General features: G+C 69.9%; 12 protein-coding genes. 6 read left to right on the forward strand and 6 right to left on the reverse strand.

Annotated features, from left to right (window positions below; all coding sequences use genetic code 11):
- Nucleotides 1-8 precede the first annotated feature (8 nt).
- Nucleotides 9-1,739 carry a coenzyme B12-dependent isobutyryl-CoA mutase large subunit gene (icmA, locus tag N912_RS57345; RefSeq protein ID WP_037068811.1) on the reverse strand — a complete coding sequence of 577 codons (1,731 nt, stop codon included), beginning with the start codon at nucleotides 1,737-1,739 and terminating at the stop codon, nucleotides 9-11.
- A 247-nt stretch (nucleotides 1,740-1,986) separates the two neighbouring features.
- On the opposite strand from icmA, the gene N912_RS0138515 reads away from it, so the two are divergent.
- Complete coding sequence (locus tag N912_RS0138515; RefSeq protein WP_028926612.1) at nucleotides 1,987-2,283, forward strand: hypothetical protein; 297 nt, start codon at nucleotides 1,987-1,989, stop codon at nucleotides 2,281-2,283.
- Nucleotides 2,284-2,552: 269 nt separating this feature from the next.
- Here N912_RS0138515 and N912_RS0138520 read toward each other — a convergent pair whose 3' ends face one another.
- Nucleotides 2,553-2,864 carry an MTH1187 family thiamine-binding protein gene (locus N912_RS0138520; RefSeq protein WP_028926613.1) on the reverse strand — a complete coding sequence of 104 codons (312 nt, stop codon included), beginning with the start codon at nucleotides 2,862-2,864 and terminating at the stop codon, nucleotides 2,553-2,555.
- A gap of 115 nt (nucleotides 2,865-2,979) precedes the next feature.
- On the opposite strand from N912_RS0138520, the gene N912_RS0138525 reads away from it, so the two are divergent.
- Entirely contained in the window at nucleotides 2,980-3,483 is a 504-nt protein-coding gene (locus N912_RS0138525) for a MarR family winged helix-turn-helix transcriptional regulator (RefSeq protein ID WP_028926614.1), read from the forward strand.
- Between the two features lie 422 nt (nucleotides 3,484-3,905).
- Nucleotides 3,906-5,105, forward strand: coding sequence for an NsdA family TPR-like regulatory protein (locus tag N912_RS57350; RefSeq protein ID WP_037068813.1), 1,200 nt, complete (start codon nucleotides 3,906-3,908; stop codon nucleotides 5,103-5,105).
- Here N912_RS57350 and meaB read toward each other — a convergent pair.
- Together meaB and N912_RS0138540 are read right to left on the reverse strand one after the other, a co-directional pair.
- Complete coding sequence (gene meaB / locus N912_RS0138535) at nucleotides 5,102-6,070, reverse strand: methylmalonyl Co-A mutase-associated GTPase MeaB (RefSeq protein WP_028926615.1); 969 nt, start codon at nucleotides 6,068-6,070, stop codon at nucleotides 5,102-5,104. The genes N912_RS57350 and meaB overlap by 4 nt on opposite strands.
- Nucleotides 6,071-6,089: 19 nt before the next feature.
- The gene (locus tag N912_RS0138540; RefSeq protein ID WP_028926616.1) at nucleotides 6,090-7,280 is read right to left on the reverse strand and encodes an acetyl-CoA C-acetyltransferase; all 1,191 of its coding nucleotides are present in this window, start codon (nucleotides 7,278-7,280) and stop codon (nucleotides 6,090-6,092) included.
- A gap of 115 nt (nucleotides 7,281-7,395) precedes the next feature.
- On the opposite strand from N912_RS0138540, the gene mce reads away from it, so the two are divergent.
- From mce to N912_RS0138555, 3 genes are all read left to right on the forward strand, one after another.
- Entirely contained in the window at nucleotides 7,396-7,839 is a 444-nt protein-coding gene (gene mce, locus N912_RS0138545; RefSeq protein WP_051581400.1) for a methylmalonyl-CoA epimerase, read from the forward strand.
- A 140-nt stretch (nucleotides 7,840-7,979) separates the two neighbouring features.
- Nucleotides 7,980-9,311, forward strand: coding sequence for a crotonyl-CoA carboxylase/reductase (gene ccrA, locus N912_RS0138550; protein ID WP_028926618.1), 1,332 nt, complete (start codon nucleotides 7,980-7,982; stop codon nucleotides 9,309-9,311).
- A 70-nt stretch (nucleotides 9,312-9,381) separates the two neighbouring features.
- Nucleotides 9,382-11,061, forward strand: a complete 1,680-nt coding sequence (locus N912_RS0138555) for a hypothetical protein (protein WP_156994298.1) — start codon at nucleotides 9,382-9,384, stop codon at nucleotides 11,059-11,061.
- Between the two features lie 115 nt (nucleotides 11,062-11,176).
- Here N912_RS0138555 and N912_RS0138560 read toward each other — a convergent pair whose 3' ends face one another.
- Nucleotides 11,177-11,482, reverse strand: a complete 306-nt coding sequence (locus tag N912_RS0138560; protein ID WP_028926620.1) for a hypothetical protein — start codon at nucleotides 11,480-11,482, stop codon at nucleotides 11,177-11,179.
- A 30-nt stretch (nucleotides 11,483-11,512) separates the two neighbouring features.
- A complete protein-coding gene (locus N912_RS0138565) occupies nucleotides 11,513-13,300 on the reverse strand; it encodes a 3-hydroxyacyl-CoA dehydrogenase family protein (protein ID WP_028926621.1) in 1,788 nt (595 codons plus the stop codon).
- Nucleotides 13,301-13,461 lie beyond the last annotated feature (161 nt).

Genomic DNA, 13,461 nt, shown 5'->3' on the forward strand with positions numbered 1-13,461 from the left:
GCCCGGGGTCAGAATCGGGCAGGCTCACGGTATTCCCCCCACTCTTCCTTGAGTGCGCCACAGATCTCTCCCAGCGTGGCCTCGGCCCGAACCGCGTGCAACATGGGCTCGATCATGTTGCCCGACCCGCGCGCCGCCGCCACCATCTCGCCAAGCCGGCGGCGGACCTCGGCCTCGTCGCGCGCGGCCCGCCGGGTGCCCAGCAGCTCCCGCTGGTCCAGCTCGACCTGGTGGCTGATGCGCAGGATCTCCAGCTCGTCGGTGTCCGTGGCGGTGTGCACGTTCACGCCGACCTGCTTCTTGTCGCCCTTCTCCAGCGCCTGCTGGTAGACGAACGCCGAGTCGGCGATCTCGCCGGTGAACCACCCGTCCTCGATGCCGCGCAGGATGCCCGAGGTCATCTCGCCGATCGGATGCTCGCCGGACGGCACCGCCAGCCGGGCCAGGTCCTTGATCCGATCGAAGATCCGCTCGGCCTCGGCCTCGATCTTGTCCGTGAGCGCCTCGACGTACCAGGAGCCGCCCAGCGGGTCGACCACGTTGGTCACGCCGGTCTCCTCGGCGATCACGTGCTGGGTGCGCAGGGCGATCTGCGCTGCCCGGTCGCTGGGCAGCGCGAGCACCTCGTCGAGCGCGTTGGTGTGCAGCGACTGCGTCCCGCCGAGCACCGCCGAGAGCGCCTCCAGCGCGGTGCGCACGATGTTGTTGTCCGGCTGCTGCGCGGTCAGCGAGACGCCGGCGGTCTGGGTGTGGAAGCGCAGCTGCTGGGCCTTGACCGAGCGCGCCCCGTACACGTCGCGCAGCCAGCGCGCCCAGATCCGCCGCGCCGCCCTGAACTTGGCGATCTCCTCGAAGAAGTCGACGTGCGCGTCGAAGAAGAAGCTCAGGCCGGGCGCGAACTTCTCGATGTCCAGGCCCCTGGACAGCCCCAGCTCGACGTACCCGAAGCCATCCGCGAGCGTGAACGCCAGCTCCTGCGCGGCGGTCGAGCCGGCCTCACGGATGTGGTAGCCGGACACCGACAGCGGCTTGTAGCGCGGGATCTGGTGGACGCAGTACTCCATCAGGTCGCCAATGAGCCGCAGGTGCGGTTCGGGGTCGAACAGCCACTCCTTCTGCGCGATGTACTCCTTGTAGATGTCGGTCTGCAGCGTGCCGTCAAGCCTGGCCAGGTCGGCGCCCTGCCGCTCGGCGGCCACCAGGTACATGCAGAACACCGGCACCGCCGGACCGGAGATCGTCATCGACGTGGTGACCTGCTCCAACGGAATGCCGTCGAACAGCACGTCCATGTCCGCGGCCGAGTCGACGGCGACGCCACAGTGGCCGACCTCGCCCGCGCTGCGCGGATCGTCCGAGTCACGCCCCATCAGCGTGGGCATGTCGAAGGCGACCGACAGTCCACCGCCTCCACCGGCCAGAATGTCGCGGAACCGCTTGTTCGTCTGCTCGGCGTTCCCGAAGCCGGCGAACTGCCGCACCGTCCAGTTGCGCCCCCGGTAACCAGAGGCGTGCAGGCCCCGGGTGAACGGGAATTCACCTGGCCAACCGATCCGGTCGAAGTCCCGTACGGTCTCGCCCTCGCGCGGTCCGTACACCGGCTCGACCTCGACGCCGGACAGGGTGGTGAAGTCCGCGTCCCTGATCTTGCCGGTGCGCTCGGCGTCCTCGAACCGGTCGCGCCAACGCCGCCATCCGTCCCGCTGACCGGTATCGGTCCGCTGACTGCTCTCGGTCACGACGATTCCTCCGACCCTGACGAGGTGTCCGAACCCTAGCCAAGATAGTAGGAAGTCCTAGCTTTTGGCGCCCTCCTATCGTGTCGTCCGTCACGCACCGTTCACCTCAGAAATCACCGATCTGGCGGAGAACCGACATGCGACGACCGTCGTTGGACTTGTTTGGGATGGGCATGTGCCACCCGGACCCCGACCATCGGCCGCTCCCCCGTGGCCGACGACTTAGATCTCTTGGAGAGGATCTCGCATGACCTCGGACAACCCGGTCGCCGACCGGCTGGTGACCGACGCCCGCAAGAAGACTGAGCGTCTTCAGAGCCCCGCCCTGGCCAAGGCCGCCCTGATCGTCGGCGCCCTGGGTGTCGTCGCGGCCGCCCTGATGCCGATCGCCGGCTGGGTTCTCGGCGCTGTCACGATCGGGCTCGGTGTGCCCGGCATGCAGCGCGAGGTGTCGGCCAAGCAAGCGAAGATCGCCGTGGTGCTCGGCGTCGCCGCCATCCTGGTCGGCGTGTTCTTCTTCACGCTCAGGATCGCCAAAGGTTGATCAGGTGGTGGCTGCCCGGCCGGCCGGGCAGCCACCATTCCGAACCAGCAACCTTCCGAACCAACAACCGTTCGGACCGACACCCCCCGACGAACAACCCCGTCGAACAGCCCGAGCCGGCGCGCTCCAAGCCCCTCATCCGGACGGCTACGCCGGACCACCACCCGGGCACCGCTGCCTTCATGAAGCGTCCCCCTATGAGACGCCTCCGCCTTCGAAGACACCCGGAGCATCAACCGCAGGCGTTCGTCCTGTTGTCCGTTCGGATCTCAGCCCGCCTCACCCTCCGCAAGACGACGGTTCACCCTGTCGACCTTCGCGTGCAGTTGGTCAGTGTGTCCGGGCCTGATGTCTGCCTTGAGCACCAGGCTGACGCGGGGCGCCTTCGCTTGCACCGCCTCCACCGCGCGCTTGACTACCGCCATTCCCTCCTCCCATGTCGCCGCCTCGATCGTGGTGAACATCGCCGTCGTCTCGTTCGGCAGTCCCGATTCGCGGACCACCTTGACCGCTTCGGCCACCACGTCCCCGACGCTGTCCGATCCGCCGCCCGAGGGCGCGACGCTGAATGCAATGAGCATGTGACCACCCTGCACCACTCATGCCGCCGTGGCCCGGGTACATCTCGAGGGCGCCCCCGACATTCGCCGCCAAGGTGCCAGCCTGAGCCGGTCCGCGCTGCTAGCGTGGTTGCACATGACGCCGCGTGATCCGCTGCCCTTCGATCCCATCGCGCGAGCGGCGTCGCTATGGGAGTCCAGAATCGGCCCCTCGGGCACCATGGCCGCGGTAACCAGTGTCATGCGGGTGCAACAGATCTTGCTCTCGGCCTCCGATGCCGCCCTGCGCCCTCACGGCCTGACCTTCGCCCGGTACGAGGCGCTCGTGTTGCTGAGTTTCTCTCGACGAGGCAGCCTCCCTATGAGAGTCATGGGCGAGCGCCTGCAGCTCCACCCGACCAGCGTGACCAACATCGTTGACCGCCTAGAAGCAGACGGACTGGTCCGCAGAACGCCTCATCCGAACGACCGGCGCGCCACCCTCGTCGCAATCACCGAGGCCGGCGAGACGCGTCGCAACGATGCGACAAAGGGCCTCACCGAGATCGACTTCGGGCTGGTAGGGCTCACGGACCGGCAGGCCGACCAGCTCACCGAGCTGCTGGAACGGGTCCGTCGCGCCGCCGGCGACTTCTCTTGACCAATTCCGCACCATGACCGACCGTGCCCATGAGGTGCCCGCCTCGGTCCAGTCCGCGTGACCTAGCCGTCACGACGTTGGTCGTCACGACTGTCCCGCTGCGCCGCCGATCGCCAGCCAGGCCACGATCGCATCGTGGGACTACCCCGTTTGCTGACCCTGGCATGCCTACGGCGCCCGGCTGGCGGCGGCGACCGTTTCGACCTCTTGGCGCGCCGTCCTCGCCCTGATCGGCGCCCCGCGTGGTACCCGACCGCGGCTCCCACTCCAATTCCGGCCGCACACCAAGCATGGTCCGCCGGAGCTCCCATGTCCCGCTCTCCTCCCACTCATCACGACTCCAACGCGACCAATGATGCCCGTTAACGCTGGTTGCGTCAACCGAGTTGACAGCCATGCCTCAGCAGGCCACACTGACACGCATGAACCAGCCAGAGGGGCCGTTGCGCGCGGCACGGATCGCGCGCGGATGGTCGCAGTCCCGCGCGGCGAACGAGCTGATGGCACTCGCCGCCGAGCGAGGCGTCACCGTCGCCGCCCCGGCCAGCCTGAAGACCCAGCTCTCGCGCTGGGAGAACCAGCACGCCATACCCGAGGAGCACTACCGGGCGCTGCTGCGCGAGCTTTACGGGAGCACCGATGCCGAGCTCGGGCTTCCGGAGGCGGCCGCCGAGGCCGAGCCCGCAATGGACGACACGGACGCGCTGCGGGCGCGGCTACAAGCCTCTGCCGCCCTCGACGACTCGTCGGTCGAGCTGCTTCACGCTCAGCTGGACACCACCCGAAGGCTGGACGACCGGCTCGGCGCTGCCGCGTCCGCGGGCTCCGTCCGTGCGCAGCTCGCCTACCTGGAAGAGGCGCTACACCACGCGGTGCGCCCGCACCTACGCAGACGACTGGCCTGGTTGGTGGCCGAGGCCTCGACGCTGGCCGGACGGCTCGCGCTCGACCAGGCCCGGCCGTCGGTGGCGTGGCACGACCACGAGACGGCGAAGGCGGCTGCCCGAGAGGCGGACTCGGCGGTGTTGCTCGGCTACGCCTTGATAGAGCAGGCCTCGGTACTCATCGACGTCGGTGAGCATGAGGTCGCGTTGAGCTCCGTCGAGCAGGCGATTGCGCTCGCGGCCGCGGATGCATCGACACCCGCGCGCGCCTGGTTCGAGGCATGTCGCGGCGAGGCACTGGCCGTGAACGGTGCGGCCGATGAGGCCCGCGCCGCCTACCGGCACTCCGAGCGGCTGCTTGGCGAGGGACCCGGGCGAGTCGACGCCCAGGTCCCACCGATCCCGATAGCGGTTTTCGACATGGACGCGCTACACCGTCACCGAGGGCACGCTCACCAGGTGCTTCACGAGGACGAAGCCGCTATCGCCGACCTCGAACTGGCCTTGCGGGCCGGCGGCGGCTCGGCTCGCGACGTCGCGAACGCCCATGTCGACCTCGCCCGTGCGCACGGCGCGGTCGGCCATTCCGGTGCCGCGGCGCGCCACGCTCGATCCGCGCGAGACATTGCAGCCCGGATCGGCTCGCTACGCGTCCCCGCCCGGCTCGATCGCGCGGGCCGCAGCGCCGGCGATGAGCTGGTCAGCGCCGACGCCCGCCCCTCGTCGTCGGCTGTCTAGGAGGCGCTGACCGTGTCGACCAGGTCCTCCGCCGCCACATACGGATCGAGCTCGCCCGCGACCACTCGCTTGGCGAGTTCGGGCAGGGTGCCGCCGCCTCGGAGATCTCCGATCCGCGCCCGGACCTTCTCCAGCGCGATTGCCTCGATCTCCGCCTCCGCGCGGAGCTGCCGGCGACGATCCCGCTCCCCGGACCGGTTCATCCAGTCACGGTGTTTGTCCAGCGCGGCGATCACATCGCCGATTCCCTCGCCCCTGGACGCGACCGTCTTGACGATCGGGGCCTTCCACTTCGTCTCGTCCCGCTCACGTCGACCCAGCGAGAGCATGTACCTCAGATCCCGCACCGTCTGGTCGGCGCCGTCGCGATCGGCCTTGTTGACCACGAAGACGTCGGCGACCTCGAGGATGCCCGCCTTCGCCGCCTGGATGCCGTCGCCCATGCCCGGCGCCAGCAGCACCAGCGTGGTGTCGGCCAGGGAGACCACCTCGATCTCGGACTGCCCGACACCCACCGTCTCGACCAGGATCACATCGCAACGGGCCGCATCGAGCACCCGGATCGCCTGCGGCGTCGCCCAGGACAACCCGCCGAGGTGGCCGCGAGTCGCCATCGAGCGGATGAAGACGCCGCTGTCGGTCGCGTGTTCCTGCATCCGCACCCGATCGCCGAGCAAAGCGCCGCCGGAGAACGGCGAGGACGGGTCCACCGCCAACACGCCGACCCTCTTGCCCTGCTCGCGCAGGGCTCCCACCAGCGCGGACGTCGATGTCGATTTCCCGACCCCTGGCGAGCCGGTGAGGCCGACCACCTGGGCGTGCCCGGTGTGCGGTGCGAGCGCGGCGGCAACCTCGCCGAGCAGCGGGCTGGCGTCCTCCACCATGGAGATCAGCCGCGCGACCGCCCTCGCATCCCCATCACGAGCACGCGTGACGAGGCTCGTTACGTCCAGCTGGCGTGGCATTCTGTCCCTGGTCCGCCGATCAACCGCCGGCCGGCACCCGAAGCACGAGCGCATCTCCCTGGCCGCCGCCCCCGCACAGCGCGGCGACGCCGGTGCCACCGCCTCGGCGACGAAGCTCCAGCGCCAGGTGCAGCGCTATGCGCGCGCCCGACATGCCGATCGGGTGGCCCAGGGCGATGGCGCCGCCGTTGACGTTGACCCGGTCCGGGGCGACGCCCAGCTTGCGGGTGGAGACGATCCCGACCGCCGCGAACGCCTCGTTGATCTCGACGAGGTCGAGGTCGGTCGGCTCGAGCCCGTCCCGGCGGCAGGCGGCCGCGATCGCGTTGGCCGGCTGCTCGTGGAGGCTGGCGTCCGGGCCGGCCACAACGCCGTGGGCGCCGATCTCGGCCAACCAGGTGAGCCCGAGCTCCTCCGCCTTGGCCTTGCTCATGACCACCACGGCTGCCGCGCCGTCAGAGATCTGCGAGGCGGAACCTGCCGTGATCGTGCCGTCCGACGAGAACGCCGGGCGCAGCCTGGCCAGGCCCTCCGCCGTGGTGTCCCCTCGGATCCCCTCGTCGGCGTCCACGATCTTGGGGTCGCCCTTGCGCTGTGGCACCGACACCGGTGCGATCTCCTCGGCGAAGATGCCGTTCTCGGCGGCCTTGGCGGCAAGTTGGTGCGAGCGCGCGGAAAACTCGTCCTGATCCTGCCTGGTGAGCTCGTACCGGGAGTTGAACTTCTCGGTGGAGGCTCCCATCGCACACTGGTCGAACGCGCAGAACAACCCGTCGTGCGCCATGTGGTCCAGCGCGGTCACCTCGCCGAACTTGTACCCCTCGCGCGACTTCGTCAGCAGGTGAGGCGCCTGGGTCATCGACTCCTGGCCACCCGCCACGACGATGTCGAACTCGCCGGCGCGGATGAGCTGATCCGCGAGCGCGATGGCGTCGAGACCCGACAGGCACACCTTGTTGATGGTCAGCGCCGGCACGTTCATCGAGATGCCGCCCGCCACGGCGGCCTGGCGAGCCGGTATCTGCCCGGCACCAGCCGTCAGCACCTGTCCCATGATCACGTACTGGACCTGGTCGGCGGGAACGCCCGCGCGTTCCAGCGCCGCTCTGATCGCGATACCACCCAACTGAGCGCCCGAGAAGTCCTTCAACGAGCCCAGCAGGCGGCCCATCGGGGTGCGCGCCCCGGCAACGATCACGGACTGAGTCACGACGGCCTCCAGCGACTCCGACGGCGGTGGGTTGCTCAGACGATACCTTCGGGATCGGCAGGTGACCGGGTGAAGACCGGCACAGTTAACGATTCTGATCGGTTACATTCCGGCCATGAACGAGCTACGCGGAGCCGTCACGACCATCGACCATGTCGGGATCGCGGTACCCGACCTGGATGCCGCGATCACCTGGTACGCGGACAACCTCGGGCTCGTGGCCACCCACGTCGAGGTCAACGAGGAGCAGGGCGTGCGAGAGGCGATGCTGCACGCCCCCGGCGACCACCACGGACCCGCCGTCCAGCTGCTCGCGCCACTGGACGAGAACTCCACGATTGCCAAGTTCATCGGCCGAAACGGGCCTGGGATCCAACAGATGGCGTACCGGGTCGCCGACCTCGAAGCCACCTGCGCGCGGCTGCGCGAACAGGGTGCGCGACTGCTCTACGACGAGCCCCGTCGCGGCACGGCGAACTCCCTGGTCAACTTCGTGCATCCCAAGGACGCCGGCGGGGTACTCATCGAGCTCGTGGAGCCCGCGGCCACGCCGAGCTGACCTCGGCCCGCGCACGGTCCGGCGACGGCGGCGACGTCGGTCACAGGCCTTGTCCGGGCTCGTTACCCGCCGGTAGCGTTTGGTATCCCAAGCACGAGGGCTGGGGCCACGCGCCAGCCGCGACTCACGGGAGGCACGGCGTGCAAGAGATACGCGACGCGATCCTGGCCGACGAGCTCGATGCGGTGGGCGGGCTGACCGTCCCCGACCACTACCGAGGCGTGACGGTGCGCGCCGACGAGGTCGAGATGTTCGCGGGGCTCCCGTCGCGGGAGAAGGACCCGCGCAAGAGCCTCCATCTCGACACCGTGGCGACACCCGAGCTCGGGCCGGGCGAGGCGATCGTCGCCGTGATGGCCAGCGCGATCAACTACAACACCGTCTGGACCTCCATCTTCGAGCCGCTTCCCACGTTCGCCTTCCTGCGTCGCTACGGCCGGCTCTCGCCGCTGGCCAAGCGACACGACCTGCCCTACCACGTGGTCGGCTCCGACCTCGCCGGCGTGGTCCTGCGCACCGGGCCGGGTGTCCACAGCTGGAAGCCGGGCGACGAGGTGGTGGCGCACTGCCTGTCCGTCGAGCTGGAGAGCCCGGACGGCCACGACGACACGATGATGGACCCGGAGCAGCGCATCTGGGGCTTCGAGACGAACTTCGGGGGCCTCGCCGAGCTCGCGCTGGTGAAGTCGAACCAGCTGATGCCCAAGCCCGGCCACCTGACCTGGGAGGAGGCTGCCAGCCCCGGCCTGGTCAACTCCACCGCTTACCGCCAGCTGGTCTCCCGCAACGGCGCCGACATGAAACAAGGCGACATCGTCCTGGTCTGGGGCGCGTCGGGCGGGCTCGGTTCGTACGCGACCCAGTTCGCGCTGAACGGCGGCGCCACGCCGGTCTGCGTGGTGTCCTCTCCGGAGAAGGCGGAGATCTGCCGACGCATGGGCGCCGAGCTCATCATCGACCGCGCCGCCGAGGGGTTCCGCTTCTGGCGTGACGACCAGCATCAGGACCAGAGCGAGTGGAAGCGGTTCGGCGCGAGGATCCGCGAGCTCACCGGCGGGGAGGACCCGGACATCGTCTTCGAGCACCCCGGGAGGGAGACGTTCGGCGCCAGCGTGTACGTCGCCCGCAAAGGCGGCACCATCGTCACCTGCGCATCTACCAGCGGATACGAGCACGTCTTCGACAACCGCTACCTCTGGATGAACCTTAAGCGAATAGTCGGCTCGCACTTCGCCAACTACCGCGAGGCATGGGAGGCCAACCGGCTCATCGACAAGGCGAAGATCCACCCCACCCTGTCCAGGGTCTACCCGCTGGCGGAGACCGGCCAGGCCGCGCTGGACGTCCATTCCAACGTTCACCAGGGCAAAGTCGGCGTGCTGTGCCTGGCTCCCGAGGAAGGCCTCGGGGTGCGCGATCCGGAGCGCCGAGAGCGGCATTTCCCCGAGATCAATCGTTTCCGTGGGGTCTAGTCGAGGGCTGGTCCTCCGTAGAGTGACACCCGCCACGACCGTGTGATTTGCGGCGAGTACGGTAAGCGCCATGCCAGCTGGAGATGATCACCTGCCGGCCCCCGGATCGGCTTTCGCGATCACCCGTCGGGGCTACGACTCGGCCCAGGTTGACGACTACCTGCGAGATATAGACGCCCAGCTTCGCATGCTCGCGGCCGACCGTGATGCGGCCATCGAGCAGAACAGCCAGCTGGCACGTCAAGTCAATGTGGCGTGGGCGGAAACGGATCGGCTCAAGGGCCAGGTCCGTCGCCTGTCGACCGCGCCGGACAGCGTCGAGGGCATGAGCGAACGGGTGCAGTCCATGCTCCGGCTCGCCCAGGACGAGGTGGCCGAGCGACGCACCCGGGCCGAGACCGAGGCCACCGAGATCGTCGCGCGCGCCGAGACCGAGGCCGGCGACCTGCCGCGGCGCCTCGACGCGCGGCGTCGCCAGCTGGACGAAGAGGCCAAGCAGCTCGAAGAGGCCGGCCGGCAGCTCTCGCTCGAGCGCGAGAAGGTCATGACCGAGGCGCGCGAGGAAGCCGAGCGCCTCCGGACCACGGCGACCACGGACGCCGAGCAGGTCCGTTCGGAAGCGGCCGCGGCGGCGCAGCGGGTGCGCTCCGAGGCCACCTCCGAGGTGCGGCGCATCCGCTCCGAGGCGTCGAACGAGGCCGAGCGCATCCGGTCCGAGGCGAGCGCCGAGGCCCAGCGGGTCCTGCGCGAGGCCGAGGAGGAGCGCACCGCGCTCGACCAGCAGAGCGCGGCCCAGCGCGCACAGGTCGAGGACGACTTCGAGATCGCCATGACGGCCCGCCGGACCGAGATCATGGCCGCTATCCAGCAGAAGCAGGAAGCCAGCCGCGAAGAGGCGAACCGGCTGGTCACGACGGCCAGGGCCGAGGCCGAGCGGATGGTCACCACCGCACGGCAGACCGCGCAGGAAATGGTCAGCCAGGCCGACGCCCGCGCGCAGAAGACCGTGAGCGACGCCGACGCCAGGGCGCACAAGACGGTCAGCGAGGCGGACGCCAGGGCGCACAAGACCGTCAGCGAAGCCGACGCCAGCGCCCACAAGATGGTCAGCGAGGCGCGCAACAGCGCCCAGCAGATGGTCAGCGAGGCCGAGGCGAGGGCGGAGAACACCGTCAGCGAGGCCGACGCCCGCGCCGAGCACACGGTCAGCGAAGCCGACGCCCGCGCCGAGCGCACCGTCAGCGAAGCCGACGCCTACGCCCACAAGACGGTCAGCGAGGCCGAGTCCAAGGCCGAGCACACGGTCAGCGAAGCCGACGCCCGCGCCGAGCGCACCGTCAGCGAAGCCGACGCCTACGCCCACAAGACCGTGACCGAGGCCGAGGCAAGGGCCGAGCACACGATCAACGAGGCAGAGGCCGCCGCCCACCAGGCGGTGACCGAGGCCGAGCAGCGCGTCACCGAGCTCGAGGGCCTTCGCGTCATGCTGGTGTCGCAGCTCTCCGAGCTTCGCGGCACGCTCGACCAGTCCCTGCCCCGCCTCGGCCCGCCCGAGCCGCAGCCGGTGCGTGTGATCGTCGGCGACCGCAACGGCAGCGGCCCCGGGGAGCACGACGGCTCGGACGCCGACGGCCAGGACGGTTCGGGCAACCACAACGGTGACGACCCGACGCCCACGCCGAGGTCGAGCCCGGAGCGCCGTCCCACCCCGGGACGCCGCCGCCCGACCCCGACGGCCCGCCAGCGCTGATCGCGGCGCCGGACGACCGGTAGTTTCTCAGGCCGCTAGGGCCGGCTCCGCGCGGAGCCGGCCCTAGCGGCGTTTACGGCAGGTGGCCGCGGTTGGGCGGGCGTCGGCGGTGGCGTCAGGTGCGGCGGCCGGGGCGACGGTGGCGGCGCGATGCCCAGCACGCGGTGTGCCAGTGTCGCCGGTCGTCGGAGCTTCCGGTGGCGCCGGCGCCCGCCGGCCAGGCGACCACGTGCCCCACCCCCGGTGCGATCTCGTGGTCGCATCCGGGGCAGCGGTAGGTCTTGCGGCCGCGCGCGCCCGGGACCGAGCGCACCGTCCACTCGCCGTCCGGGCCGACCTCGGTCCTCGACCAGCCCAGCGCGCCGCCGACCAACGGGCGTGGTGAGCCCGAGTCCCCTCTGGCACGGTTGCGGCGCGGCACGAGATCAGTATCTCGCCGTCCCGACGAGGGCTACCGGGACGCGGCGTAGTCCCGGAAGCCCTGTCCTGTCTTTCGGCCCAGCCGCCCGGCGGTCACCAGGTGCTCCAACAGCGGCGCCGGCGCATAACCGGCCATCCGGAACTCCTGGTACAGGGTGCGCTCGATCGCCAGCGAGACGTCCAGGCCCACCACGTCCAGCAGCTCGAACGGACCCATCGGCAGCGCGCAGCCCGTCTTCATCGCCGCGTCGATGTCGTCGGAGCTGGCGTAGTGCGCCTCGAGCATCTTGACCGCGTCGTTCAGGTAGGGGAACAACAGCGCGTTGACGATGAACCCGGCCCGATCGCCGCAGAACACCGCGTGCTTGCCCAGCTCGCCGCACAGCGACCGGGCGGTGGCCACCGTGTCCGGCGAGGTGGCGATGGTGCTGACCACCTCCACCAGCTTCATCACCGGCGCCGGGTTGAAGAAGTGCAGGCCGATCACGTCGCCGGGGCGGGAGGTGGCGGCCGCGCACTCGATGACCGGCAGCGAGGACGTCGTGGTGGCCAGCACCGCGCCCGGCTTGCACACCTCGTCCAGCGTCTCGAAGACCGCGCGCTTGACGTCCAGCTCCTCGGCGACGGCCTCGATCACGAGGTCGCACTCGGCCATGTCCTCGAGGTTGGTGGTGGCGCGAACCCGGCCGAAGGCCGCCTCCCGGTCCTCCTCGGAGAGCCGGCCGCGCACCACCGCCTTGTCCAGCGAGCGCTTCAGCGCGCCCAGCGAGGCCTCGTTCTTCGAGTCCGAGCGGCCGCGCAGGACCACGTCCAGGCCGGACTTGGCGAGCACCTCCACGATGCCGGTGGCCATGGTGCCGGTGCCGACCACGCCGACGGTCCGGACCGGGCGGGCGGTGCCGTCGGCGGCGTCGAGCGGACCGGGGGTGTCCGCGTCGTCGACGACCTTGGGCGAGTCCGCCGAGTCATAGGTGTAGAAGCCGCGCCCACTCTTCCGCCCGAGCAGGCCGGCGGTGATCATCTGCTTGAACACCGGCGTCGGCGCGTGCATCAGGTTGCGCGACTGGTTGTACATCGTCATGAGGATCTCGTAGGCGGTGTCCAGGCCGATCAGGTCCAGCAGCGCCAGCGGACCCATCGGGTAGCCGCACCCGAAGCGCATGGCCGCGTCGATGTCCTCACGGGTGGCGTAGTGCTCCTCGAACATCCGGGCCGCGTGGTTGAGGTAGCCGAACAACAGGGCGTTCGCGATGAACCCGGCCCGGTCGCCGATCACCACCGGGACCTTGCCCATCTTCCGCGCGAACGCGGCCATGTCGTCCACCACGTCCTGCTCGGTGACCACCGTGCGGACCAGCTCGACCAGCTTGAGCACCGGCGCGGGGTTGAAGAAGTGCATGCCCACCACGCGGCCGGGGCGGCCGGTGCGCACAGACAGCTCGGTGATCGACAGCGACGAGGTGTTGGACGCCAGGATGACGTCCGGGCGGACGATCTTGTCCACGGCGGCGAGGATGTCCGCCTTGAGGTCCAGGCGCTCGGGGACCGCCTCGATCACCAGGTCGACGTCGGCGAGGTCGGCCAGGTCGGTGGTCATCGTGACGCGGTCGTGCAACGCACGGGCGTCGTCCTCGCTGAGCTTGCCCCGGGCGGTGGCGCGGGCCGTGGAGTGTTCGAGATGACCCCGGCCCCTGGCCACGCCGGCCGCGTCCTGCTCGACGCCGACCACGCGCAGGCCGTTGCGGGCGAACACCTCGGCGATGCCGGCACCCATCGTGCCCAGGCCGACCACACCGACGGCCTCGAACTCACGCGCCACGCCGCTACCTCCCTGAGTCTCGTTCAGAGGGATCCTGCCATCCGCCGCCCGTTCCGGCAGTGCTCTGTGTTCGGGATCCCGAACACACGTGCCTGAAATACCGACCGACCGTCGGTCCAACTACGAACAGACCGACGGTCGGTCTGTCTTTCGGTGGAGGG

Origin of the sequence: Actinospineispora acaciae DSM 45401 (assembly GCF_000620785.1) — a bacterium.
Lineage (GTDB): Bacteria > Actinomycetota > Actinomycetes > Mycobacteriales > Pseudonocardiaceae > Pseudonocardia > Pseudonocardia acaciae.

What these genes read in the sequence shown, in the direction of transcription:
- N912_RS0138515 (WP_028926612.1), top strand. Translation starts at nt 1,987, where the DNA reads ATGACCTCGGACAACCCGGTCGCCGACCGGCTGGTGACCGACGCCCGC.
- N912_RS0138520 (WP_028926613.1), bottom strand. Translation starts at nt 2,864, where the DNA reads ATGCTCATTGCATTCAGCGTCGCGCCCTCGGGCGGCGGATCGGACAGC.
- N912_RS0138525 (WP_028926614.1), top strand. Translation starts at nt 2,980, where the DNA reads ATGACGCCGCGTGATCCGCTGCCCTTCGATCCCATCGCGCGAGCGGCG.
- N912_RS57350 (WP_037068813.1), top strand. Translation starts at nt 3,906, where the DNA reads ATGAACCAGCCAGAGGGGCCGTTGCGCGCGGCACGGATCGCGCGCGGA.
- meaB (WP_028926615.1), bottom strand. Translation starts at nt 6,070, where the DNA reads ATGCCACGCCAGCTGGACGTAACGAGCCTCGTCACGCGTGCTCGTGAT.
- mce (WP_051581400.1), top strand. Translation starts at nt 7,396, where the DNA reads ATGAACGAGCTACGCGGAGCCGTCACGACCATCGACCATGTCGGGATC.
- N912_RS0138555 (WP_156994298.1), top strand. Translation starts at nt 9,382, where the DNA reads ATGCCAGCTGGAGATGATCACCTGCCGGCCCCCGGATCGGCTTTCGCG.